At 47.4% G+C, this 21018-nt stretch carries 22 protein-coding genes; 18 read left to right on the top strand and 4 right to left on the bottom strand.

The genetic code is table 11. The features are described from left to right. The first annotated feature begins 110 nt into the window (after positions 1-110). From yqiS to ACW5MY_RS11185, 7 genes are read left to right on the top strand one after another with little or no spacing between them, the layout of a single operon-like run. Positions 111-1004: a phosphate butyryltransferase gene (yqiS, locus tag ACW5MY_RS11215; protein WP_013352805.1), complete on the top strand. Its 894-nt coding sequence runs from the start codon at positions 111-113 to the stop codon at positions 1002-1004. Between the two features lie 13 nt (positions 1005-1017). Beyond that, on the top strand, positions 1018-2112 hold the full coding sequence (bcd, locus tag ACW5MY_RS11210) for a branched-chain amino acid dehydrogenase (protein WP_013352804.1): 1095 nt from the start codon (positions 1018-1020) through the stop codon (positions 2110-2112). 17 nt (positions 2113-2129) lie between these two features. After that, positions 2130-3251 carry a butyrate kinase gene (gene buk / locus ACW5MY_RS11205; RefSeq protein ID WP_193350403.1) on the top strand — a complete coding sequence of 374 codons (1122 nt, stop codon included), beginning with the start codon at positions 2130-2132 and terminating at the stop codon, positions 3249-3251. Further along, entirely contained in the window at positions 3235-4656 is a 1422-nt protein-coding gene (gene lpdA, locus ACW5MY_RS11200) for a dihydrolipoyl dehydrogenase (protein WP_125122936.1), read from the top strand. The genes buk and lpdA overlap by 17 nt, the downstream gene beginning before the upstream one ends. A gap of 22 nt (positions 4657-4678) precedes the next feature. Then, the gene (locus ACW5MY_RS11195; protein WP_193350401.1) at positions 4679-5671 is read left to right on the top strand and encodes a thiamine pyrophosphate-dependent dehydrogenase E1 component subunit alpha; all 993 of its coding nucleotides are present in this window, start codon (positions 4679-4681) and stop codon (positions 5669-5671) included. A 12-nt stretch (positions 5672-5683) separates the two neighbouring features. After that, a complete protein-coding gene (gene bfmBAB / locus ACW5MY_RS11190) occupies positions 5684-6667 on the top strand; it encodes a 3-methyl-2-oxobutanoate dehydrogenase subunit beta (protein ID WP_045510749.1) in 984 nt (327 codons plus the stop codon). A 21-nt stretch (positions 6668-6688) separates the two neighbouring features. Continuing rightward, on the top strand, positions 6689-7948 hold the full coding sequence (locus tag ACW5MY_RS11185; RefSeq protein WP_193350400.1) for a dihydrolipoamide acetyltransferase family protein: 1260 nt from the start codon (positions 6689-6691) through the stop codon (positions 7946-7948). Between the two features lie 44 nt (positions 7949-7992). Here ACW5MY_RS11185 and ACW5MY_RS11180 read toward each other — a convergent pair whose 3' ends face one another. Then, positions 7993-8889 carry a YegS/Rv2252/BmrU family lipid kinase gene (locus ACW5MY_RS11180; RefSeq protein ID WP_462061609.1) on the bottom strand — a complete coding sequence of 299 codons (897 nt, stop codon included), beginning with the start codon at positions 8887-8889 and terminating at the stop codon, positions 7993-7995. Positions 8890-9069: 180 nt separating this feature from the next. Here ACW5MY_RS11180 and brxB point away from each other — a divergent pair, with 180 nt between their 5' ends. The 6 genes from brxB to ACW5MY_RS11150 all read left to right on the top strand — a co-directional run bounded on the left by brxB (position 9070) and on the right by ACW5MY_RS11150 (position 13586). After that, positions 9070-9507, top strand: coding sequence for a bacilliredoxin BrxB (brxB, locus tag ACW5MY_RS11175; protein ID WP_003153223.1), 438 nt, complete (start codon positions 9070-9072; stop codon positions 9505-9507). A gap of 246 nt (positions 9508-9753) precedes the next feature. Continuing rightward, on the top strand, positions 9754-10521 hold the full coding sequence (locus tag ACW5MY_RS11170; protein WP_193350398.1) for a transporter substrate-binding domain-containing protein: 768 nt from the start codon (positions 9754-9756) through the stop codon (positions 10519-10521). A gap of 61 nt (positions 10522-10582) precedes the next feature. Beyond that, positions 10583-11242, top strand: coding sequence for an amino acid ABC transporter permease (locus ACW5MY_RS11165; protein WP_014470640.1), 660 nt, complete (start codon positions 10583-10585; stop codon positions 11240-11242). Then, entirely contained in the window at positions 11235-11957 is a 723-nt protein-coding gene (locus ACW5MY_RS11160; protein ID WP_071348047.1) for an amino acid ABC transporter ATP-binding protein, read from the top strand. The genes ACW5MY_RS11165 and ACW5MY_RS11160 overlap by 8 nt, the downstream gene beginning before the upstream one ends. A gap of 76 nt (positions 11958-12033) precedes the next feature. Beyond that, positions 12034-12987, top strand: a complete 954-nt coding sequence (locus ACW5MY_RS11155; protein ID WP_045511564.1) for an aromatic acid exporter family protein — start codon at positions 12034-12036, stop codon at positions 12985-12987. Positions 12988-13055: 68 nt separating this feature from the next. Beyond that, complete coding sequence (locus tag ACW5MY_RS11150) at positions 13056-13586, top strand: L,D-transpeptidase (protein ID WP_013352793.1); 531 nt, start codon at positions 13056-13058, stop codon at positions 13584-13586. A 13-nt stretch (positions 13587-13599) separates the two neighbouring features. On the opposite strand, the gene prli42 is transcribed toward ACW5MY_RS11150, so the two are convergent. After that, positions 13600-13695: a stressosome-associated protein Prli42 gene (prli42, locus tag ACW5MY_RS11145; protein ID WP_149917093.1), complete on the bottom strand. Its 96-nt coding sequence runs from the start codon at positions 13693-13695 to the stop codon at positions 13600-13602. Between the two features lie 93 nt (positions 13696-13788). On the opposite strand from prli42, the gene mce reads away from it, so the two are divergent. Genes mce through ACW5MY_RS11130 form a run of 3 tightly spaced genes read left to right on the top strand, consistent with a single transcriptional unit; the run spans position 13789 to position 16859 of the window. Then, on the top strand, positions 13789-14217 hold the full coding sequence (gene mce, locus ACW5MY_RS11140) for a methylmalonyl-CoA epimerase (protein WP_289393708.1): 429 nt from the start codon (positions 13789-13791) through the stop codon (positions 14215-14217). Continuing rightward, a complete protein-coding gene (locus ACW5MY_RS11135; RefSeq protein ID WP_193350396.1) occupies positions 14204-15727 on the top strand; it encodes an acyl-CoA carboxylase subunit beta in 1524 nt (507 codons plus the stop codon). The genes mce and ACW5MY_RS11135 overlap by 14 nt, the downstream gene beginning before the upstream one ends. A 16-nt stretch (positions 15728-15743) precedes the next feature. Beyond that, positions 15744-16859: a tripeptidase T gene (locus tag ACW5MY_RS11130; RefSeq protein ID WP_014472086.1), complete on the top strand. Its 1116-nt coding sequence runs from the start codon at positions 15744-15746 to the stop codon at positions 16857-16859. Between the two features lie 92 nt (positions 16860-16951). Here the strand turns inward: ACW5MY_RS11130 and ACW5MY_RS11125 are convergent, their stop codons facing one another. Continuing rightward, complete coding sequence (locus ACW5MY_RS11125) at positions 16952-17788, bottom strand: membrane protein insertase YidC (protein WP_013352789.1); 837 nt, start codon at positions 17786-17788, stop codon at positions 16952-16954. Between the two features lie 33 nt (positions 17789-17821). Beyond that, positions 17822-18103, bottom strand: a complete 282-nt coding sequence (locus tag ACW5MY_RS11120) for a hypothetical protein (protein WP_013352788.1) — start codon at positions 18101-18103, stop codon at positions 17822-17824. Between the two features lie 76 nt (positions 18104-18179). Between ACW5MY_RS11120 and ACW5MY_RS11115 the strand changes: the two genes are divergently transcribed. Both ACW5MY_RS11115 and gndA read left to right on the top strand, forming a co-directional pair. Beyond that, positions 18180-19424: a DNA polymerase IV gene (locus ACW5MY_RS11115; RefSeq protein ID WP_025649868.1), complete on the top strand. Its 1245-nt coding sequence runs from the start codon at positions 18180-18182 to the stop codon at positions 19422-19424. Positions 19425-19532: 108 nt separating this feature from the next. Next, on the top strand, positions 19533-20942 hold the full coding sequence (gene gndA / locus ACW5MY_RS11110; protein WP_013352786.1) for an NADP-dependent phosphogluconate dehydrogenase: 1410 nt from the start codon (positions 19533-19535) through the stop codon (positions 20940-20942). Positions 20943-21018: the final 76 nt, after the last annotated feature.

The following is a 21018-nucleotide window of genomic DNA, read 5'->3' as shown; positions in this document are numbered from 1 at the left end:
GCGCAAACAGCTGCATGTTTTCTTGAAAAAAGGCCGGAATAACCCTCCCGAACATTTGGCACGGAACTTGCATTGATAAAAGCGGATTCGAACAAGGAAGGTGGTACAAAATGAAGCTGAGAGACTTAGTTGAAAAAGCCGCGGCAAAAAACGCAAAAACCATTGCAGTGGCCCACGCAGCAGATAAAGAAGTAATCCAGGCCGTCAAAATGGCGGCAGAGCACTTGTCGGCACGATTTTTACTGACGGGTGACAGCGAAAAGCTGAAAGAGCTTCTGGCAAATGAGCCGAAGTTCAATGCTGACATTATCCACGCCGATTCACCCGAAGAATCTGCGGCAAAAGCAGTGCGCGCAGTGCGCGAACAAGAGGCGGATATTTTAATGAAAGGGAATCTGCCGAGCTCAACTCTTCTGAAGTCGGTTTTAAACCGCCAGGAAGGGTTACGTTCTAAAAGTGTGTTATCACATGTAGCCGTTTTTGAGGTGCCGGACTATGACCGGCTGATGTATGTGACTGATTCAGCGCTGAACATCGCCCCGTCTCTTGAAGAGCTCCGGCATATTCTGCAAAATGCGGTTCATGTCGCACATTCAGTAGGGAACCCTATGCCGAAAGCCGCAGTCCTTGCCGCTATTGAAACGGTTAATCCGAAAATGGAGGCGACGCTGAACGCGGCTGCGATCGTCCAAATGTGCAATAGAGGCCAGATTACAGGCTGTATCGCGGACGGACCGCTTGCTTTGGATAATGCCGTATCTCAAGCTGCAGCACTGCAAAAAGGAATTTCCGGAAGCGTAGCGGGCCAGGCAGATATTCTCTTGGTTCCGTCAATAGAGGCTGGAAATATGCTTTATAAGTCAATGATTTATTTTGCGAAAGCAAATGTTGCTGCCGTCATCGCGGGTGCGAAGGCGCCGATTGCATTAACGAGCAGAGCGGATACCGCAGAAAATAAACTGTATTCAATTGCGCTTGCGATTTGCGCATCACAAGAACAGTAGGAGGAACGTACCTATGGAAATTTTTAAATATATGGAAACTTATGATTACGAACAATTGGTATTCTGCCAAGATGAACAGTCAGGATTAAAAGCGATCATCGCGATTCATGATACAACGCTCGGCCCTGCACTCGGCGGAACGAGAATGTGGACATATGACAGTGAAGAAGCGGCAATTGAAGATGCATTAAGACTTGCAAAAGGCATGACTTATAAAAATGCGGCTGCCGGTTTAAACTTAGGCGGCGGGAAAACCGTTATTATCGGGGACCCGCGCAAGGATAAGAATGAAGAAATGTTCCGTGCATTCGGCCGGTACATTCAAGGCTTAAACGGAAGATATATTACCGCTGAAGACGTCGGCACAACCGTTGAAGATATGGATATTATTCATGATGAAACAGACTATGTAACAGGGATTTCTCCGGCATTCGGTTCATCAGGAAACCCATCTCCGGTTACGGCGTACGGCGTCTACAAAGGGATGAAAGCTGCTGCTAAAGCGGCGTTTGGCACTGATTCACTGGAAGGAAAAACAATTGCCGTGCAAGGTGTGGGAAATGTGGCTTACAATCTTTGCCGCCATCTTCACGAAGAAGGTGCTTCTTTAATCGTGACGGATATCAATAAAGAATCTGTTAAACGTGCCGTTGAAGACTTCGGGGCCCGCGCAGTTGATCCGGACGACATTTACTCACAGGCGTGCGATATTTATGCTCCGTGTGCCCTCGGCGCCGTCATTAATGATGACACGATTAAACAGCTGAAAGCGAAAGTCATTGCGGGAGCGGCCAATAACCAGCTGAAAGAAACACGTCACGGCGATACCATTCATGAAATGGGAATCGTGTACGCGCCGGATTATGTTATCAATGCCGGCGGCGTCATCAATGTAGCTGATGAGCTTTACGGCTATAATGCTGAGCGGGCTTTGAAAAAGGTTGAAGGCATCTATGCAAATATTGAACGGGTGCTCGATATTTCTGCGCGTGACGGTATTCCGACTTACTTAGCGGCTGACCGTCTGGCTGAAGAACGAATTGAGCGCATGCGCCGTTCAAGAAGCCAGTTTCTGCAAAACGGCCAAAGTGTATTAAGCAGACGATAGGAATTTGATCTGGAGGTATGAAAATGTTCGAACAGGAAAAACGCATTCTCATTCTGAATCCAGGCTCAACATCAACGAAAATCGGTGTCTTTCACAATGAACGCTGTATCTTTGAAAAGACGCTGCGGCACCCCGAAGAAGAGCTGAAAACATTTAACAGCATTATCGACCAATACGAATTTCGAAAAATAAGCATACTTGAGTCTCTGCACGAACAGGGCATCAACATTTCAAAGTTTGATGCCGTTTGTGCCAGAGGCGGCCTGCTCAGACCGATTGAGGGCGGCACATATGAAGTGAATGACGCCATGATCACTGATTTGAAAAACGGCTACAACGGCCAGCATGCTTCGAATCTGGGCGGGATTATTGCCAGGGAAATAGCTGACGGACTTAATATCCCGGCGTATATCGTCGATCCTGTTGTGGTGGATGAGATGACACCGCTTGCTAAAGTATCTGGCATGCCTGAAATTAAGCGTAAAAGCATTTTCCACGCTTTAAACCAAAAAGCCGTTGCCCGTACGGCGGCGGCGTCTCTCGGCAAGCGGTATGAACAGATGAAGATGATCGTCACTCATATGGGCGGCGGCATCACAGTCGGCGTTCATGACTGCGGACGGGTGACTGATGTCAACAATGGGCTTCACGGAGAAGGGCCATTCAGTCCGGAACGTGCGGGAACCGTTCCGGCGGGTGATCTGGTGGAGATGTGTTTTTCCGGCAAGTATTCAAAAGCCGATATGATGAAAAAACTTGTCGGCACGGGCGGACTCTCCGGCTACCTGGGGACAACGGACGCGGTGAAAGTGGAAAAACGCATTCAGGACGGAGATGAAAATGCGAGGCTCATTTATGACGCCATGGCTTATCAGATAGCGAAAGAAATTGGGGCGGCAAGCGCCGTTTTAAAAGGAAAAGTAGATATTATCGTCCTGACAGGCGGATTGGCGTACGGGAAAGATTTCGTTTCCGCCATCAGATCGTACATAGATTGGATTTCGGATGTACTGGTGTATCCGGGAGAAAATGAACTGCAATCACTTGCGCAAGGCGCGCTTCGGGTTTTAGCCGGTGAGGAGCAGGCGAAACAATATCAGATCGGCGAAGGAGTGAAAACAAATGGCGACGGAGTATGATGTGGTCATTCTGGGCGGCGGCACGGGCGGTTATGTTGCCGCCATCAGAGCGGCCCAGCTCGGCTTAAAAACGGCCGTTGTAGAAAAAGAACAACTCGGGGGAACATGCCTTCATAAAGGATGTATTCCGAGTAAAGCGCTGTTAAGAAGCGCAGAAGTGTATCGGACCGCAAAGGAAGCGGCAGCATTCGGCATTGAAACGGAAGGTGTCTCCCTCCGTTTTGACAGCGTGCAAAAACGAAAGCAGGGAATCGTTGACCGGCTGGCCGGAGGTGTCGCCCATCTGATGAAAAAGGGGAAGATTGATGTATTCAACGGGTACGGACGTATGCTCGGCCCTTCCATCTTCTCACCTCTTCCGGGTACCATTTCCGTCGAATACGCAAATGGTGAAGAAAACGACATGCTGATACCGAAACAATTAATTATCGCAACCGGTTCAAGGCCGAAAATGCTTCCAGGTTTAGAAGCAGACGGTACGTATATTCTGACGTCAGATGAAGCGCTGCAGCTTGAACGACTGCCTCAATCCATGATAATCGTCGGCGGCGGTGTCATCGGTATTGAATGGGCATCCATGCTGAATGATTTCGGCGTCAATATCACTGTAATTGAATACGCGGACCGCATTTTGCCGACTGAAGACCGTGATATTTCAAGCGAAATGGAAAAACTGTTAACGAAAAAAGGAATTAAGATCGTAACGGGTGCGAAAGTGCTTCCGGATACATTGGAAAAAGCGGACGGCGTTTCAATTGAAGCTGAAAAGAATGGTGAAAGCGAAACGTATCACGCGGAACAAATGCTTGTTTCCATCGGCCGCCAGCCCAATATCGAAGGAATCGGGCTCGAAAATACGGACATTGCAACGGAAAACGGTTCTATCGTCGTAAACGAATCCGGACAGACGAAGGAATCGCATATTTATGCGATCGGTGATGTCGTCGGCGGGCTGCAGCTTGCACATGTGGCCTCACGTGAAGGCATCATTGCGGTTGAGCATATGGCGGGTCTTAATCCGGCTCCGCTTGATGCCGCCCTTGTGCCGAAATGCATTTATTCAAACCCGGAGGCGGCGAGTGTCGGTCTGACAGAAGAAGAAGCCGCCGAAAAAGGCCATGAACTTAAGATCGGGAAGTTTCCGTTCATGGCGATCGGAAAGGCTCTTGTATACGGAGAAAGCGACGGCTTTGTCAAAATCGTCGCCGACCGGAATACAGATGATATTCTCGGTGTTCATATGATCGGTCCGCACGTTACCGATATGATTTCTGAAGCGGGGCTTGCCAAGGTGCTAGATGCGACACCGTGGGAAATCGGTCAGTCCATACACCCGCATCCGTCGCTTTCAGAGGCGATTGGAGAAGCTGCGTTAGCCGCAGACGGAAACGCGATTCATTTTTAAAAGGAAAGAAGGAGGGGTTTGAATGACTACAAACCGCCATCAAGCATTAGGGCTTTCTGACGCGGAAGCCGTTGAAATGTACAGAACCATGCTGTTAGCCAGAAAAATCGACGAAAGAATGTGGCTGTTAAACCGCTCGGGCAAAATTCCGTTCGTTATTTCATGTCAAGGGCAGGAAGCGGCTCAAGTAGGCGCGGCTTATGCTTTAAACCGTGATACCGACTATGTGCTTCCGTACTACAGAGATATGGGGGTAGTGCTTGCATTCGGTATGACTGCAAAGGATTTGATGATGTCCGGTTTTGCGAAAGCGGCTGACCCGAACTCAGGCGGAAGGCAGATGCCGGGCCACTTCGGGCAAAAGAAAAACAGAATCGTAACGGGCTCATCCCCTGTGACGACGCAGGTGCCTCACGCGGTCGGAATCGCGCTTGCGGGACGCATGGATAAAAAGGATATCGTCTCTTTCGTTACCTTTGGAGAAGGATCTTCCAACCAGGGAGATTTTCACGAAGGGGCAAACTTTGCCGCCGTGCATAAACTGCCGGTCATTTTCATGTGTGAAAACAATAAGTATGCCATCTCTGTTCCGTATGACAGACAGGTGGCCTGCGAGAATATTTCCGACCGGGCGGTAGGCTACGGCATGCCGGGAGTCACTGTTGACGGAAACGACCTGCTGCAAGTTTATCAGGCTGTGAAAGAAGCGCGCGAACGGGCGTCTAAAGGCGAAGGCCCTACATTAATAGAAACGGTTTCCTACCGTTTGACGCCGCATTCCAGTGATGATGACGACAGCAGCTACAGAGAACGTAAAGAAGTAGAAGAAGCAAAGAAACAAGATCCGCTTCTCATATACAAAGCATACCTGCAAGAAGCCGGACTTCTCGGCGAAGAAGAAGAAAAGGCCATGCTGGATGATATCATGGCCATCGTAAACGAAGCGACAGACGAAGCGGAGAAAGCGCCTTACGCATCTCCTGAATCAACGCTTGATCACGTTTATGCGAAGTAGGGAGGAATACTTATGTCTGTAATGTCTTATATTGACAGTATTAATGCAGCAATGAAAGAAGAAATGGAAAGAGATCCGCGCGTTTTTGTTCTCGGGGAAGACGTCGGGAGAAAAGGCGGCGTGTTTAAAGCCACGGCAGGTCTTTATGAGCAATTCGGAGAAGAGCGGGTTATGGATACGCCGCTTGCGGAATCAGCGATTGCCGGTGTCGGTATCGGCGCCGCGATGTACGGCATGCGTCCGATCGCGGAGATGCAGTTTGCCGATTTCATTCTTCCTGCGGTCAATCAAATCATTTCAGAAGCGGCAAAAATCCGCTACCGTTCAAACAATGATTGGACCTGTCCGATGGTCATCAGAGCGCCATACGGAGGCGGCGTGCATGGCGCATTGTATCACTCCCAATCTGTGGAGGCCATTTTTGCCAACCAGCCGGGACTTAAAATTGTCATGCCTTCAACTCCTTATGACGCAAAAGGGCTGTTAAAAGCTGCAGTCCGTGACGATGACCCCGTGCTGTTTTTCGAGCATAAGCGGGCATACCGCCTGATTAAAGGCGAAGTTCCTGCCGATGATTACGTTCTTCCGATCGGTAAGGCCGATGTAAAACGCGAAGGCAGCGACATTACTGTCATTACGTACGGATTATGCGTCCATTTCGCTCTGCAGGCTGCCGAGCGTCTTGAAAAAGACGGAATTTCCGCGCACGTATTAGACTTGCGCACGGTCTATCCGTTAGATAAAGAAGCCATCATTGAAGCCGCGTCTAAAACGGGAAAAGTTTTGCTGATCACAGAAGATACGAAAGAAGGCAGCATTATGAGCGAAGTCGCCGCCATTATTTCTGAGAACTGCTTATTTGATTTAGACGCGCCGATCAAGCGGCTTGCAGGTCCTGATGTTCCGGCGATGCCTTATGCGCCGACGATGGAAAAATACTTCATGATGAATCCTGACAAAGCAGAAGCCGCAATGAGAGAATTAGCGGAGTTTTAAAGACGTAAGGAGGTTTTTGACATGGCGATTGAACAAATGGCGATGCCGCAGCTCGGAGAGAGTGTAACAGAAGGGACGATCAGCAAATGGCTGGTATCCCCCGGTGATCATGTGAATAAATACGACCCCATCGCGGAGGTCATGACAGATAAAGTGAATGCGGAGGTGCCGTCTTCTTTTACGGGCACGATTACAGAACTTGTAGGAGAAGAAGGGCAGACTCTTGCGGTCGGCGAGATAATCTGCAAAATTGAAACAGAAAAAACGGAAACCCAAGAAGCGCCGAAGCGGGAAGAAGAGCAAAGCACACCTGCAAATAACCCTTCACACGATGCAGGCAAAGATCGGTCAAATAAAGCGCGTTATTCGCCGGCCGTGCTCAGATTAGCGGGAGAACACGGCATTCAGCTTGAACAAGTTGAAGGAACGGGTGCAGGCGGAAGAATTACACGGAAAGACATTCAAAAGATCATTGATTCGGGCGTGCAGCAGAAGACGGAAACGCCGAAAGCGGCTACCGTTCAAGCCCCGCAAGAGCCGAAACAGCAGCAAAAACAAGCACCGGCGCCAGCTCTGTCAGCCGGTGATATTGAAATTCCGGTTACAGGCGTCAGAAAAGCCATCGCAGCCAATATGCATAAAAGCAAAACAGAAATTCCGCATGCCTGGACGATGATGGAAGTCGACGTCACAAACATGACGGCATACAGAAACAGCATAAAAGACTCGTTTAAACAGAAAGAAGGCTTCAATTTAACATTTTTTGCTTTCTTTGTGAAAGCGTCGGCGCAGGCTCTCAAAGAATTCCCGCAGATGAACAGCATGTGGGCGGGAGACAAAATCGTCCAAAAGAAAGACATCAATATCTCCATTGCCGTTGCCACAGAAGATTCGCTGTTTGTTCCGGTTATTAAGCATGCTGATGAAAAAACGATTAAAGGCATAGCGAGAGAAATAACAGACCTTGCGAAAAAAGTGAGAGACGGAAAACTTACCGCCGATGATATGCAGGGCGGCACATTTACCGTCAATAACACGGGATCTTTCGGCTCGGTTCAGTCTATGGGCATTATCAACCATCCGCAGGCGGCGATTCTTCAGGTAGAATCAATCGTCAAACGTCCGGTTGTCATGAATAACGGGATGATTGCCGTGCGTGACATGGTTAATCTTTGTCTGTCTTTGGATCACAGAGTGCTCGACGGGCTCGTGTGCGGCCGTTTCCTCGGACGCGTCAAAGAGATTTTAGAAAACATTGACGAAAATACTTCAGTCTATTAAAAAAAACTCCTTTTGCCCGGGCGGCAAAGGGAGTTTTTTCAGTTTCATTCTGAATCTTCGGGAACAAGCATAGTGAGATGATGTTTTTTCACTTCGATCGTGCAAGGTGTCTTTCCGTATACCTCGCCATCCGTATCGGCGTCCATCTCGCGTCCGGTTTCGATTTCAATTCTGGAGGCCTGAATATAGGACAGCTCCCCTTTGAAATCATCAAATGTACCCTGTTCCATTGTCATCAGCTCCCGCAACGCTCCAAGGCTTGTGTTGCGGCAGATTAACACATCGGCTAAGCCGTCCTGAAGGCTGGCATCAGGCAGGGGAACTCTGTTTGTCCCGATGTAATGCCCGTTCATGACAAGCACCATAACGGCTTCATCTTCTTTCACCTCGCCGTCGATCGTCAATTTGACGGGAAAAGGGTTCGCGCTTGTCATCGTCCGCAAGGCGCTCGTGAAGTAGCTGATTTTTCCGAGCCATGCTTTTTCAGTTTCATTGATATGGCTGGAGGCTTCGGTGATAAGCCCGATGCCCCAGAAGTTCAGAAAATAGCCGTGATCCGATTTACAGACGTCAATCATCCGTTTATGCCCGGCCGCGAGCGCTTCAGCGGCCTTTTGAAGGTTTTGCGGAATGCCGAGCGCCCGTGAGAAATCATTGCACGTTCCTCCCGGCAAAATGCCGACAGCGGGTCTGTGATCAAGCTTGCTGATGCTGTTGATGCATTGATGCACCGTACCGTCTCCCCCTAAAATATATAAATGGTCAACCGAGCTGTCGAGATTTTCGCAAAACCGACGGGCATCATCCTGATGTTTGGTCGGTTTAATCAAAAGCTCATCAGCTGACTGGACCAAAATGGGGACGACCGTGCCGAGCGTTTTATCAATCTGTTTCTGACCGGCGTTACCGTTATAAATTAATACTGCTTTCCGTTGGCTCATACGACTGCTCCTTTATTTCAGACAATCTCCTTAACAAGTTTCCCGTTTTTAAAAGGTCATAAACTTACATAGCGGAACATAAAAGGGACAAAAAACATTCGGATATGAGCGGTGTCATTTGCCGATAGGGCAGGTTCCTTGCTATCATAAGAGCAGATGATCAAAAAGGAGAGGTCCCAGTTGAATATGGATTTTAATTTATTTATGAATGATGTCGTGCGTCAAGCCCGCCAGGAAATCACAGCCGCCGGGTATACGGAGCTGAAAACCGCTGAGGAAGTGGACGAAGCGCTTTCGAAAAAAGGAACGACACTCGTCATGGTCAACTCTGTGTGCGGATGCGCAGGCGGAATTGCAAGACCTGCGGCGTACCATTCCGTACATTACGATAAACGCCCCGATCAGCTTGTGACAGTATTTGCCGGACAGGATAAAGAAGCGACAGCCAAAGCGAGAGAATACTTTGAAGGCTATCCGCCGTCCTCTCCGTCATTTGCGATTTTAAAAGACGGGAAAATCATGAAAATGGTGGAACGCCATGAAATTGAAGGACATGAGCCTATGGCCGTCGTCACAAAACTGCAGGAAGCATTTGAAGAATATTGTGAAGAAGTATAAGTGAAAGGAAAACCCCGGAGCCGAGCGCTTGCGGGGTTTTTTTATATTGGGTTTGTATAAATATAAATTATTTATGCACCGGCGATCAGTTGTCACTCATTCGGGAAACAATGACTATAATAAACACAGAGAAGGAAATATATTTTTTGAAAATAGTATTGCATAACTATTAAAAAGTGTTTAAAATACAGATTAACGAATAAATATTCAATTTTAAGAGATAAGCAGATATGGGGGAAAATAATCATGAAGAAATGGCTGTTGGTATTGGTTGCCGCATGTATCACCTTTACGCTGTCCGCCTGCGGATCAGGCAATTCAGGCTCAGAGGGCGGAAAGAACAAATTGATTATGGGTACATCGGCTGATTATAAACCATTTGAATATAAAGACGGCGATCAGATCGTCGGGTTTGACGTTGATTTGGCAAAAGCTCTGGGCAAAAAGACCGGCTATGACGTTGAGGTGCAGGACATGGACTTCAACAGCCTGATTACAGCCCTGAAGTCTAAGCAGGTTGATATGATTTTATCAGGAATGACACCAACGCCGGAACGGAAAAAGCAAGTGGATTTCTCCGGTATTTATTATACTGCTAACAATATGATCGTTACGAAAAAGGGAAGCAGCATTAAATCTCTGAATGATCTGAAAGGCAAAACCGTCGGTGTTCAGCTTGGCTCCATTCAAGAAGAAAAAGGCAAGAAACTTGCTTCGAAATACGGTTTCCAGCTTGAAGACCGCAACCGCATTTCAGACTTAACGGAAGAGATTAAATCCGGGCGTTTTGATGCTGCGATTATCGAAGACATCGTAGCACAAGGCTATTTCAGTTCAAATAATGATTTGCAGGGCTTTGCATCAGCAGATGCGAAATCAGACGAATCGGGTTCCGCGATTGCGTTCCGCAAAGACAGTGATCTGACAGCGAAGTTTAACAAAGCGCTGAAAGAAATGGAGAAAAACGGAGAAATTGAAAAACTGAAGAAGAAATGGTTCACCAACGAGAAATAAAAGAAAGCTCAACTTTTCGTTGAGCTTTTTATCTTGAATACAGGTAAAGGAGATCAAACGTATGAATTTGGATTTCTCAGCGACAATACCCCAAATTCCTTTTATATTGGAAGGCCTTGCCGTCACATTGAAAATTGTGCTCGTTTCAGCGGTCATCGGCCTTGTATTAGGCATCGTGCTCAGTTTGTTTAAAATCAGCACCATCAGTCCGCTGAAATGGATTGCGGATTTTTATACTTCGATATTCCGCGGCACGCCGCTCGTGCTGCAGCTGATGATTATTTATTTCGGGATGCCGCAGCTTCTCGGCTTTCAGATCGACCAATTTTGGGCGGCGGTCACCGCATTATCACTTAATTCAGCAGCTTACGTCTCTGAAATTATCAGAGCGGGAATCAACGCGATTGACAAAGGACAAAAAGAAGCGGCCGTCGCTCTCGGCGTGCCGTACGGAAAAATGATGAAAGATCTGCTTCTGCCGCAGGCATTTAAAAACATTTCTCCGGCTATTATTAACGAATTAATCACCTTGACGAAAGAATCGGCGATCGTCACCGTAATCGGTCTCGGCGATATTATGAGACGGGCCTACCAGTCCGGTGCCGCAACATACAACTATTTAGAGCCTCTCATTGTGGCCGGTTTCATCTATTACGTGCTCGTTTTGATCTTAGCATTCATCGGAAAAGGCGTAGAAAGGAAGCTGAAAGCCAATGATTAAGGTCGACAACCTGTCAAAATCATTCGGAAAACATGAAGTACTGAAAAACATTTCAACACAGATCGCAGAAGGGGAAGTCGTCGCTGTCATCGGACCTTCCGGCTCCGGCAAATCAACGTTTCTGCGCTGCTTAAACCTGCTGGAAACTCCGAGCGGCGGAATGATTGCCATTAAAGAAAAAGAAATCACCGCCGCTAAAACGAATAAACTGAAAGTGCGGGAAAATATCGGCATGGTATTTCAGCATTTTCATCTGTTTCCGCATAAAACGGTGCTTGAAAATATCACATACGCGCCGGTCAGCGTGAAGAAAGAGTCCAAAAAGGCGGCGGAGGAAAAGGCGTGCGCTCTCCTTGAAAAAGTCGGACTGCTTGAAAAACGGAACGACTATCCGAACCGTTTGTCAGGCGGGCAAAAGCAGCGTGTCGCCATCGCGCGTGCCCTTGCCATGAATCCTGACATCATGCTGTTTGACGAGCCGACCTCAGCTCTTGACCCGGAAATGGTCAAAGAAGTTCTTGAGGTTATGAAGGAGCTCGCTCAAACGGGCATGACGATGGTCATCGTCACGCACGAAATGGGATTTGCCAAAGAAGTCGCAGACCGCGTATTATTTATGGATGAAGGCACGATAGTGGAAGACGGGCAGCCGGAAGAATTTTTTCTTTCTCCGAAGTCAAAAAGAGCACAGGACTTTTTAGAAAAAATATTATAAAATATAACTGTAAGAAAAGAAGAAGGGTGCTCTTCTTCTTTTTTTTGAGAAAGAAACAAACAGAATGGAGCAAGCAATGTTTAAAATCGGTTACCGCACACTAAAGACCGCACTTGGAACGGCGCTGGCCATTTATTTAGCCCAGCTGTTGCATCTGCAAAACTTCGCATCCGCAGGAATCATCACCATATTGTGCATCCAAATTACGCAAAAGCGGTCGCTTCAGGCCTCGTGGGCCCGATTTGCCGCCTGTTTATTGGCAATCGTCTTTTCATATGTCTTTTTCGGACTGATCGGCTATTATCCGTTTGTGATCGGAATATTGCTGGTGCTGTTTATTCCAACTACAGTCGTCTTGAAAATAAACGAAGGGATCGTCACAAGCTCAGTTATCATTCTTCATCTATATATGTCCGGCGGCATTACGATGGCGTTCATCTGGAATGAGTTCCAGCTGATCACCGTAGGTATCGGTGTCGCGCTGTTAATGAATCTGTATATGCCGAGCCTTGACAGGAAACTTGCGGCGTACCGGAAAAAAATTGAGGACAATTTTGCCGTCATCTTCGCTGAAATCGAACGGTATTTGTTAACTGGTGAGCAAGATTGGACGGGAAAGGAAATACCGGAGACGCATCAGATGATTCAAGAGGCGAAAAACCTTGCCTACCGGGACGTGCAGAATCATATTTTGCGCCATGAAAATCTCTACTATCACTATTTTAAGATGAGACAGAAACAATTTGAAATCATCGAACGGCTGCTGCCGAAGATTACCTCTATTTCAATAACGGTGGAGCAGGGAAAAATGATTGCCCATTTCATCCATGAATTAAGGGAAGCCATTCACCCCGGCAATACCGCTCATAAATTTTTAAAAAGACTTGCAGATATGAGAACGGAATTTGAAGAGATGCCGCTCCCGGCAACACGCGAGGAGTTTGAAGCGCGGGCGGCTTTGTTTCACCTGCTCGGTGAGATGGAGCAATATCTCGTGATTAAAAGTTATTTCAAAGGCATCAAGCTGTAAAAAACACATGGATCATCGCATGAGTCCTCCTTTCATTGGTCATTCTAATGAAAAAAGGAGGGGAGCCCATGCGATTTTTTTTATTGTCAGCCGCCCTGCTGCTGTCCCCGCTTTGGCCGCTTGGCGCGAATCCTTTGCCGGGTGACCCTTATATAATCGTCAATAAAGCCACAAATGCGCTTGCGGTTGTGAAGGATAATCGAATAGAAGGCATTTATCAGGTGGCGACGGGAAAGACAGATGATCTGACGCCTGAAGGAGAATTTACGGTAACGGTTAAAGCCGTAAATCCGTATTATCGGAAGAAAAATGTAGAGGGAGGCGCACCGGAAAATCCGCTCGGCGTTCGCTGGATCGGTTTTGACGCGAGAGGAACTGACGGCAGGATATACGGTATTCACGGGACAAACAGAGAAGAGCTGATCGGAGGGTTTGTATCAAACGGCTGCATCCGTATGAAAAACCGGGATGTCATCCATATTTTTCGGATCATCCCTGAGGGAACAAAAGTGTTAATTACAAAAGAAAACCGCTCATTTGAGAACATTGCAAAAGAGCGGAAAGCCCTCATAAAAAAGCAGGAAATCCCTGTGCAATGAGGCGCCTGCTTTTTTATCGCAAATACATCATAATGCTTGAGAGGACGGTTGACAGTATAAATACGCCTAGAATGACGATGACGGCGCTTTTCATGAATTTTTGAGACATCGTTTCACTCCTTAAGATTACTGTTTATCATTTTAACGTGTTTTGCTTGTATGAACAAGCCATATCCTATGGCGGAAAGCAGGTGGCCGCGCAATGAAAAAACTTGATCATGTCGGTATTGCCGTCAGCTCTATTGATGCAGCAAGGGGATTTTACGAACGGATGCTTGGGCTTACTTATATGGGAGACGAGCTGGTAAACGGACAAAATGTGAAAGCTGCTTTTTTAGAAGCGGGAGGCACAAAGCTTGAACTGATTGAGCCGCTGTCGGACGCGTCTCCCGTCAGCTCTTTTTTACAGAAAAGAGGTGAAGGGCTTCATCATCTGGCGTTCCGGTGCGACGACATTAAGGAAACGATCAAGGAGCTTGAATCATACCGCATGACATTGATCCATCATGAACCGCAGAACGGAGCGGGCGGGAAGAAAATCGCATTTCTCTCTCCAAAAGAGGCGAACGGGGTCCTGATTGAGCTTTGTGAAACAATTGAAAAAGGAGAAACTCAAGATGAGCATGAGTGAGCATATCAGACACTTAAATGAAAAACGTTCCTTTTTAACAAACGGCGGCGGAGCGGAAAGAAATGAAAAACAGCATAAAAAAGGCAAGCTGACGGCAAGAGAAAGAATTGCCTATTTATTGGACAAAGACAGTTTTTCAGAGCTTCAGCCGTTTGCAAAAAGCCGCATGTCCGGATGTCAAAATGCGCCGGGAGACGGCGTCATTACCGGATACGGCACAATTGACGGACGGCCCGTGTATTTGTTTGCTCATGACTTTACCGTCCTCGGCGGGACGCTCGGCGAGACACATGCGGAGAAAATCGCAGCGGTGATGGATCTGGCCGCGAAAAATAAAACCCCGATCATCGGGCTGAACGACTCAGGTGGTGCGAGAATTCAAGAGGGTGTGGTATCATTAAATGGATACGGTCATATCTTTAGGCGCAACGTCCTTTACTCGGGAGTGATTCCGCAAATTTCCGTCATCCTTGGGCCGTGTGCCGGCGGTGCTGTTTATTCACCCGCTCTGACGGATTTTGTAATTATGGCGGAAAATACGTCGCACATGTTTATTACAGGCCCGAAAGTCATTGAACAGGTTACGGGTGAACAGATTGACGCGGAAAGTTTAGGCGGTGCGGGAATACATAATGTGATCAGCGGAAATGCCCACTATTCCGCACGAACGGAAAAAGAGGCTCTTTCCGCAGTGAAAACGCTGCTTTCTTATCTTCCGCACGGCAGACAGACGGCATCACCCGTTAAAAAGGAAGACGCCAGGCCGTTATTAAATACCCTCGTTCCCGCGGACAGTTCGAAACCTTACGATATGTTACAGGTGATAAAAGAACTGGCGGATGACGGAACGTTTTTTGACATTCAGCCGTATTTTGCCAAAAACATTGCTGTCGGTTTTCTGAAGATCGGACGGCGCACAGTCGGTGTTATCGCAAACCAGCCGAAACATTTGGCGGGGAGCCTTACGATAGATGCCGCTGACAAAGCGTCGAGATTCATCCGTTTTTGCGACGCGTTTCATATTCCGCTGTTAACGATCGCTGATGTACCGGGATTTCTGCCGGGCCTTCAGCAGGAGCACGCGGGAATCATCCGTCACGGAGCAAAATTGCTGTATGCTTTTGCCGAAGCGGCCGTGCCGAAAGTGACGCTCATCATCAGAAAAGCTTACGGAGGCGCTTATGTCGCCATGAATTCGAAAGGCCTCGGGGCAGATCTTGTATTCGCCTGGCCGAATGCGGAAATTGCCGTGATGGGAGCTGAAGGCGCGTCGTCGATTTTATACCGCAGAGACATACAGGCTTCTGATGATCCGGAAAAAACGAAGCGCGAAAAAAAAGCCATATACGAAAAGGAAAATGCCGGTCCGTATAAAGCGGCGGCCTGCGGAATGGTGGATGATATCATCCGGCCGGAAGACTCGAGGAAAAAATTGATTCAGGCATTTGACATGCTTGCGCATAAGGAAGAGGAAAGACCGAAAAAAAAGCACGGTAATATACCGCTTTAAACGGAGGGAACTGTAAATGGTAAACGAAAAACGCCTGCTGGAAGAATTTCTGGAACTCGTCCAAATTGATTCAGAAACAAAGCATGAAGCGGAAATCAGCAAAGTGCTCAAACAAAAATTCACTGATTTAGGATTGAGCGTAAAAGAAGACGATACAAAAGAAGTGACGGGTCACGGAGCCGGCAATTTAATCTGTACTTTAAAGGGCACAAAAGATGCGGATACGATTTATTTCACATCGCACATGGACACGGTTGTCCCGGGCAAAGGCGTTAAGCCGGTTGTGGAAGACGGTTATGTAAAAACCGACGGCACGACGATTCTCGGCGCTGATGATAAGACGGGCCTTGCCGCAATGTTTGAAGCCATCAGAGTACTCAAAGAACAAAACATCGAGCACGGAACAATTGAATTCATCATCACAGCCGGAGAAGAATCAGGATTAGTCGGGGCAAAAGCAATGGATCGTTCAGATATTACCGCGAAATACGGTTTTGCGCTTGATTCAGACGGGAAAGTCGGCAACATCATTGTAGCCGCGCCGACACAAGCGAAAGTGAGGGCAACCATTTTCGGGAAAACGGCTCATGCAGGAGTAGAACCGGAAAAAGGCATCTCCGCTATTACAATCGCGTCAAAAGCGATCTCAAAAATGCCGCTCGGCCGTATTGATGAAGAAACAACGGCTAATATCGGGCGTTTTGAAGGCGGCACACAAACCAATATCGTCTGCGACCAAGTCGATATTCTGGCTGAAGCGCGTTCATTAGTCCCTGAAAAAATGGAAGCGCAAGTGCAGAAAATGAAAGAAGCTTTCGAATCTGCTGCAGCTGAGATGGGTGGACGCGCAGAAGTTGACATCGCGGTCATGTATCCGGGTTTCAAATATCAGGACGGCGATCAGGTTGTGGAAGTCGCGAAAAAAGCGGCGGCAAAAATCGGCCGGCCGAGCGAGCTTCAGACAAGCGGCGGCGGAAGTGACGCGAACGTCATTGCCGGCCACGGCATTCCGACAGTCAACCTGTCAGTAGGCTATGAACAAATCCACACGAAAAATGAAAAAATGCCGATTGAAGAGCTCGTGAAAACGGCGGAAATGGTCGTTGCCATTATCGAAACAGCGGCAAACTGAAAACGAAGCACCCAATGAATTGGGTGCTTTTTTTTTTCGCGTCTGCAAACGCATGAAAAAAACCTGCCGGAACTTATCCGGCAGGTTCAGTATTATGACTTTACGGGCTCCGCTTGAGCCGCAGCTTGTTTCTTTTTATGATGCGTCTGCTGTAAAAGTACGTTTTGCACTGTCAAAAACAGTCCGCTTGTAAACCAGTAAAGCGGAAGCGCAGCCGGAACGTTAAGTGAAAAAACAGTCATCATGACAGGGAAAATAAAGACCATGATTTTTGCTGACTGCATCGCGGCCGGGTTTTGAGCGGCCGGTGAATATTTCTCGTTTAGTTTTTGGGAAACATAAGCCTGTAAGAAATACATGGCCCCCGCGCACAGGGATACAAGCATATCAGAGTGCCCTAGGCTGAACCACAGGAATGAGTGTGAAGCGATTTCCGGCGTTGAGCGGATGGCGTAATAAAAACCGATCAGAATCGGGAATTGTACCAGCATCGGAAGACATCCCATTGCCATCGGATTCAGATTATGCTCACGGTAAAGCTTCATCATTTCCATTTGCAGTTCTTTTTGTTTTTCCGCATCTTTCGTTTTTTTCATTTTAGCCTGAATGCTGTCGACCTGCGGTTTGATCACAGCCATTTTTTCCTGGAACACCCGCTGTTTCTTAAATTGGTTCACAAACAAAGGCAATACAACGATCCGGACGATAATCGTCACCAGAATAATCGACAGTCCGTACTCACCGTGGAACAGGCCCGCCACACCTTTTAATAGGGCCGAAAACGGTTCGATCAGGTAATCGTGGAAAAACCCGATATTTCCGAGTCCTCCCGTCTGAGTCTGAGATGTCGCCGCAAACGCCGAGCGGCCTGTGAACAGCACGATAAAAAACAATCCGAAAGCAATCCATTTTTGATATGTTTTAGACAATTCATGTCTCCTCCTTTTTATTATCACTTGCCGTTATAAAAGGAGGAAGCTGACATCTTCATCATCATTCGCCGGTGAATTCATGCGGATGACTTTACGTATCCAAGTTGTAATGCGATGATATATAATAATAAGAAAGTCTGTTCGGTTCAGCTGAACGACTGCTTGATGTTCATCTATACGTTTCGTTCTCCAATGCTCGCCTGCGCGGCACTCACGCAAAAGAAATGCGATGCCGATCGCGGTCAGAGCGGGAAGAATAATTGTGAAAAAATCGACTAAAAATAAAAAGTCATTCATTGACTCAAGAATCATTTCATCACATCCATTCAGCTTTTATTTTACTACATATATATGAGGTTTGTCTATGAAAGGAAAGGAGGCGCCGGGAGTGGCCGGAAAAGGAAGAATTATATTTCATATCGATATGAACAGTTTCTATGCCTCCGTAGAAATGGCGTATGATCCGTCTTTAAAGGGAAAACCTCTCGCCGTTGCCGGAAACGTGAAGGAACGGAAAGGAATCATCGTCACCTGCAGCTACGAAGCGAGAGCGCGGGGCGTAAAGACCACCATGCCGGTGTGGCGGGCAAAACGCCTCTGTCCGGAACTCATCGTCGTGCCTCCGAATTTTGACCGCTACCGGAGTTCGTCAAAAGAAATGTTCAGCATCCTGAGGGAGTATACGGATTTAGTCGAGCCCGTTTCTATTGATGAAGGATACATGGATATTACAGACACACCGCACAGACACAGGGCGTATGAGACCGCCATAGACATTCAGGCAAGACTGCAAAAGGAGCTTTTGCTTCCGTCAAGCATCGGCATCGCTCCGAATAAATTTCTCGCCAAAATGGCGTCCGACATGAAAAAACCGCTCGGCATCACCATTTTAAGAAAAAGAGAGCTGCCGGACGTATTGTGGCCTCTTCCGATTGAAGAAATGCACGGTATAGGAACGAAAACTGCGGAAAAAATAAAAACGCTCGGCATCAAAACGATCGGTGATCTGGCAAAAGGAGATGAGCATGCGCTGAAGACGCTGCTCGGTATAAACGGCCCGAGACTGAAGGATAAAGCGAACGGCATCCACCATGCAGAAGTCGATCCCGAGCGGATTTATGAATTTAAAAGCGTCGGCAACTCATCCACCCTGTCGCATGATTCGGCTGACTGGGACGAATTAACCGGCGTGTTTGACCGTCTCGCGCTTTCTGTAAGCGAACGGCTCCAGCGTAAGGAGGTCATGGCCTGCCGGCTGTTCATCATGATCCGTTATGCGGATTGGAAAACGGTCACAAGAAGCATGACCCTCAGCAATCCGGTTGATCAGAAAAAAGACATCATGGAAGCGGCAATGGAGCTGTTTGACAAACATTGGAACCAAAATCCAGTAAGGCTTCTCGGCATCACCGGAACGGAACTGGTTGAAAAACAGCAGGCGTATAAACAGCTTGATCTGTTTTCGTTCAAGGAGGATGCAAAGGACGAGCCGATTTTTCAGATGATGAATCAGCTGAATGAAAAGTACGGCCGAAACCTGATCAGAAAAGGCGCCGTTATGAAAAAAGAAGAAAGCAAAACAAAGGGAACGAGCTTTAACAGAGACTTTTTTCAGGATGAAAAGAAAAGCTGAATAACTTGAAAAAAGGGGTTATCTATGATAATTTCTTTAGTATAAATATCATTTTATTTTAATTTAAATTTTAAAATGGTTAAACGTTTGAAGAAGGGACGTTAGAATATGTCAAAACAACAAATCGGAGTTATCGGTCTTGCGGTAATGGGTAAAAATCTGGCTCTTAACATCGAAAGCCGGGGATTTTCTGTGTCTGTGTACAACAGATCAAGCAGCAAAACGGAAGAGTTTTTAGAAGAGGCAAAAGGCAAAAATGTTGTCGGTACATACAGCATTGAGGAGTTTGTCCAGTCTCTTGAAACGCCCCGCAAAATTCTATTAATGGTTAAAGCGGGAACTGCAACGGATGCGACGATTCAATCTCTTCTTCCTCATCTGGAAAAAGACGATATTTTGATTGACGGCGGAAATACATACTATAAAGATACACAGCGCCGGAACAAAGAGCTTGCCGAAAGCGGCATTCACTTTATCGGAACGGGTGTATCAGGCGGTGAAGAGGGAGCGCTGAAAGGGCCTTCTATTATGCCGGGCGGCCAAAAGGAAGCGCATGAACTTGTGAAACCGATTTTAGAAGCCATTTCTGCTAAAGTGGACGGAGAAGCTTGTACGACATACATCGGCCCGGACGGAGCGGGACACTATGTGAAAATGGTGCACAACGGTATCGAATACGGTGACATGCAGCTGATCTCTGAGTCTTACTTCATTCTGAAACAGGTGCTCGGACTGTCTGCCGAAGAGCTTCACGAAGTATTCGCTGAGTGGAACAAAGGGGAACTTGACAGCTATCTGATCGAAATCACGGCTGACATTTTCACCAAAAAAGATGAAGAAACAGGCAAACCGCTTGTTGATGTCATCCTTGATAAAGCAGGCCAAAAAGGAACGGGTAAATGGACAAGCCAAAGCGCTCTTGACCTAGGCGTACCGCTTCCGATTATCACTGAATCTGTGTTTGCGCGTTTCATTTCCGCAATGAAAGATGAGCGTGTGAAAGCGAGCGGCCTTCTGTCAGGACCTGACGTTAAGCCGGTTACTGAAAATAAAGAAGAGCTGATTGAAGCGGTCAGAAAAGCGCTCTTCATGAGTAAAATCTGTTCTTACGCACAAGGCTTCGCCCAAATGAAAGCCGCGTCAGAAGAATATAACTGGGATCTGAAATACGGTGAGATCGCTATGATCTTCCGCGGCGGCTGTATCATCCGCGCGGCGTTCCTGCAAAAGATCAAAGATGCGTATGACCGTGAGCCGGAGCTTGACAACTTGCTTCTTGACAGCTATTTCAAAAATATCGCAGAAAGCTACCAAGGCGCTCTTCGCCAAGTCATTTCACTTGCGGTAGCCCAAGGCGTGCCGGTACCTTCGTTCTCAAGCGCACTTGCGTATTACGACAGCTACCGTACGGCAGTGCTTCCTGCAAACTTAATTCAAGCGCAGCGTGACTACTTCGGCGCGCATACGTATGAACGCACGGATAAAGAAGGCATTTTCCATACTGAATGGATGAAGTAATGAAAAAGCCCCCGCAATTATTGCGGGGGCTTTTCTGATATGTAAAAACCGCGGGCCGTAATGAACGGCGCCGCGG

It is taken from the genome of Bacillus sp. Bwzl_19 (genome assembly GCF_054900515.1).
This window is presented reverse-complemented; position numbering and strand designations above follow the sequence as displayed.